General features: G+C 69.9%; 5 protein-coding genes. 3 read left to right on the plus strand and 2 right to left on the minus strand.

Annotated elements, in window-relative coordinates:
• The first annotated feature begins 174 nt into the window (after nucleotides 1-174).
• Nucleotides 175-789 (plus strand): Pr6Pr family membrane protein, encoded by a 615-nt coding sequence (locus ASJ79_RS20520; protein ID WP_067959195.1) that lies wholly within the window; start codon nucleotides 175-177, stop codon nucleotides 787-789.
• 125 nt (nucleotides 790-914) lie between these two features.
• On the plus strand, nucleotides 915-1,661 hold the full coding sequence (locus ASJ79_RS20525) for a L,D-transpeptidase family protein (protein WP_067959198.1): 747 nt from the start codon (nucleotides 915-917) through the stop codon (nucleotides 1,659-1,661).
• 12 nt (nucleotides 1,662-1,673) lie between these two features.
• Here the strand turns inward: ASJ79_RS20525 and ASJ79_RS20530 are convergent, their stop codons facing one another.
• Both ASJ79_RS20530 and ASJ79_RS20535 read right to left on the minus strand, forming a co-directional pair.
• Nucleotides 1,674-2,099 (minus strand): lipoprotein LpqH, encoded by a 426-nt coding sequence (locus ASJ79_RS20530; RefSeq protein WP_067959201.1) that lies wholly within the window; start codon nucleotides 2,097-2,099, stop codon nucleotides 1,674-1,676.
• 55 nt (nucleotides 2,100-2,154) lie between these two features.
• Nucleotides 2,155-2,883 carry a helix-turn-helix domain-containing protein gene (locus tag ASJ79_RS20535; RefSeq protein WP_067959204.1) on the minus strand — a complete coding sequence of 243 codons (729 nt, stop codon included), beginning with the start codon at nucleotides 2,881-2,883 and terminating at the stop codon, nucleotides 2,155-2,157.
• Nucleotides 2,884-3,034: 151 nt separating this feature from the next.
• Here ASJ79_RS20535 and ASJ79_RS20540 point away from each other — a divergent pair, with 151 nt between their 5' ends.
• Nucleotides 3,035-3,346: a hypothetical protein gene (locus tag ASJ79_RS20540; protein ID WP_067959207.1), complete on the plus strand. Its 312-nt coding sequence runs from the start codon at nucleotides 3,035-3,037 to the stop codon at nucleotides 3,344-3,346.
• Nucleotides 3,347-3,662: the final 316 nt, after the last annotated feature.

Here is a 3,662-nt window from a genome sequence, read left to right on the forward strand (position 1 = left end):
CGGAACCGCAACCGGCGCCGCCGGTCGTCGAGCCGGCACCGGTCATCGAGCCGGTCGAGGTTGTGCCGCCGGCCGTCGAGGCCGTACCGCCGGTGCCGGGCCCGCCGCCGGAGATGGCACCGCCCGTCCCGCCGCCTCCACCGCCCCCGCTGCCGTAACGCATATCCTCACCTGGTGACCCTTCCCGTCGCCCCGCCGCAACCGTCGCCGCTGCGCACCGGGCTCCGGCTGGCGATCATCGGTTGCGTCGTGGCGGCGGTGTTGCTGGTCGAGCTGACCTCCAGCCGGGGCGTCGGGTGGCGCCTGATCACCTTCACCTACCAGGCCAACCTGCTGGCCGCCGCGTACTACCTGTGGGCGCTGTGCTCGCCGCGGGCCGACGCGCGGATCGGGCTGCGCGGGGCGGTGGTGTTGTACGTGGTGATGGCCGGGGTGATCTGGAACCTGTTCCTCACCGAACACAGCATGGGGTACACGCCGGCGAACTTCCTGCTGCACGTCGCCGTGCCGGTGCTGGCCCTGGGCGACTGGCTGCTGGTCGGCCGTGGCCTGGTGCCGATGGCGTGGTGGCAGCCGGTGGCGTGGCTGGCCTACCCGGCGGGGTATCTGGTGCTGGCCCTGTTGGTGCTCAATCACGCCGGCCGGCGCGCGCCCTATTACTTTCTCGATCCCGACAGCGTCGGCGCCGCCGCGGTGGCGCTGAACGTCGCCGCGCTGTCGGCATGCGTTCTGGCGCTCGGATACATGTTGCTGGCGCTCAACCGTGCGGCGTCGACCACCCGGCCGTGAAACGTCACGTGCCGCCGGACCGATAACCGGGATAGGCAGTTCCGGTTTGCCGGGCCCCTGTCCGGGCTCGGCACTCCGCCACGACGAACTAGGATGGCAACGTGCTGAGACTTCGTCTGCAGCAAATGGTGACCGCGCTCGGAGGTGCTGCGCTGCTCACCGGCGTCTCGCTGATCGGGCCGCTGCCCACCGGCACCGCGGCGTCGGCGCTCGGGACCGACATCGCCGCGGTGTCACCCGCACCCGGGCAGACCGTCGGCGTCGCCGCCCCGGTCACCGTCACCTTCGCCGGCGATGTGCCGAACAGGTCGGTGGCGGAGCGGTCGGTCTCCGTCGTCCCCGCGGGAGCGCCCGCCCCGGCGACCGGATCGTTCACCTGGCTCAGCGACCGTGTCCTGGAGTGGACACCCACCGACTTCCTCCCGGCCCACACGCCGATCGGTGTCTCGGTGGGTGACTTCACCACCAGCTTCCAGACCGGCTCGTCGGTCGTCAGCGTCGCCGACATCAGCGACTATTCGTTCACGGTGAGCATCGACGGTGTGGTGGCGCGTCAGATGCCGGCTTCGATGGGCAAGCCGAAGTTCCCGACGCCGATCGGCCGGTTCACCGCGCTGGAGAAGCAGCGCAACGTGACCTTCGACTCGCGCACCATCGGCATCCCACTCGACGACCCCGAGGGATATCTGATCAAGGGCGAGTACGGCGTGCGGGTGACATGGGGCGGCGTGTACGTCCACTCCGCGCCGTGGTCGGTGGGTTCGCAGGGGTATGCGAACGTCAGCCACGGGTGCATCAACCTCAGCCCCGACAACGCGGCGTGGTACTTCGACACCGTGCGGCTGGGCGACCCGGTCATCGTGCAGGCGTGAGCCGCCGGGCCGTCAGCAGTTCGTCTGGATACGGAAATCGGCGGTGACGGCGTCGCTGGGGCTGTCGTCGAACGCGCCGTCGGCCTTTCCGGTGATGGTGTAACTGCCGTTGTCGCCGCTGACCTGGGCCTCGCCGATGTTGTCCGCCCAGAACGAACCGGTGAAACCACCGATGCCGCGGAAGTCGACGGACTCCGCGGTGACGTCTCCGCCGGTCGACAGCACCGCGGTGAAGCCGTTCTGTTCGTCCGGTGTCTCGATGTACCACGTCCAGCCCGTCTGATGGCACCGCACCGCCTGGGCGCCGCCGGTGTCGTTGCCGTCGATCGTCACCGTCGCCGTGGTGCCGCCGAGGGCAGGCTCCGGCGTCGAGCAGCCGGCCACGCCGAGAACGGCCACGCCGCCGATGACGGTCGCCATGAAGTGTCGAGTCCCCATGGGCCGAGACTCTATTAGCTCGTGCGCCGGCGCCCGGCCCAAATGGCTTCGCGGGTCAACGCAATGCGGCGGCGGTGGCGTCGTCGGCCGGTAGGAACGCTTCGATGCTCAGCTCGGCCGCGGTGAGATCGAGCGCGGTACCGAAGGTGGTGACCATGCTCAGAAACCGCAGCGTCCGGCCATCGGTCGTGTCCAGCTCGAGCGGCACCGCGACGCCGCCGAGGTCCGGGGAGTCGTCGAAACCACCCGGATAGCTTTCGATCTCGCTCAACAGCTCGGCGTGGTCGGTCCAGCAGCCGGCTTCGCGCCGCACCCGCTCGACGAGGTGGGTCCGCCACTGCGCGAGGTTGCGGATCCTGGGTGCCAGCCCCTCGGGGTGCAGCGCGATGCGCAGGGCGTTGGGCCGGTCGAGCAGATGCGCGGCCACGCCGTCGAGCAGCACCCCGGCGCCGGAGTTCGCCTGCAGGATCCACCAGCCACGGTCGACAACCACGCACGGATACGGGTCGTAGGCGGCCAGTACCCTCTGCACACCGTCGCGCACCGCGGCCATGTCCGGCGCGTCCAGTGAGCGCTCGGCGTACACCGGGGCCATCCCCGCCGCGACGAACAACCGGTTCTGCTCCCGTTGCGGCACACCGAGAGCCGTGGCCAGCCGGAGCACCATCGCCTTGCTCGGCGTGGAGCGCCCGGTCTCGATGAAGCTGACATGCCGGGCCGACACATCGGCGGCCAGGGCGAGGTCGAGCTGGCTGAGCCTGCGCCGCCGGCGCCAGTCGCGCATCAACGCTCCGAACGTGGCAGGCGGCTGATCGACAGTCGTCACGGTCCCCAGTCTGACCCGAACACCGGCGCCGGGCCATTACCTGCGAGGTAATTGCGGGCATTACCTCGCGGGCGCACCGTGGGGGCAGGCACACGAGGAAGGCGACGACATGGCGACCGCACAACCGAACGCCGGTGTCCCGATCCCGCGGTGGTTGCGATTCGTGCTGATCTGCGACCGGGCCGGATCGAGCTGGTACATCGGTACCGGATTCTTCTTCGCGCCGGTGCTGGTGCTGGTGTCCCCGTGGCCGGCGCTGACGGTGGCGCTGTGGGTGTTCATCGCCGCCGCAGGGCTGTGGCTCGGCCTGCTCGGCGTCGCGATGGCTACCGGGCTCGCGCTCGTGCTGCGCTCGAACACCGAGATCCCCGACGACTACTGGCGCTCCCTGCTGGACTATCCGAGCCCGACGGGCCGCTGAACGCACACGCCGGATCGATTGTGGCCGAACGGCTCAGCTTCCGATCTGCGGCCCGTCAGGCCGCCTGTCCTTCCGGTGGTGCGGGTCCGCCGGGTTCGCCGGGGTCGTCGGCGTGGTGCTCGATCTCCGGTTCCGCGTCACGGACGGTCCCGCTGTCGGCGGGTTGGGTTGGTGTGCTGCCGGTTTGGGTTTGGCAATGTCAACTTGAACTGGCCCCGGTGTGACGGCTGGATTTGGCCCCGGCCGCGGTTGGGGTGGTTAGCCCCAGAAGATGCCGGTGGGGTCTTTGTCGATTTCGGTGAGCAGGTCGGCGATG

The sequence above is a fragment of the Mycobacterium sp. NAZ190054 genome (assembly GCF_001545925.1).
Taxonomy (GTDB): Bacteria; Actinomycetota; Actinomycetes; order Mycobacteriales; family Mycobacteriaceae; genus Mycobacterium.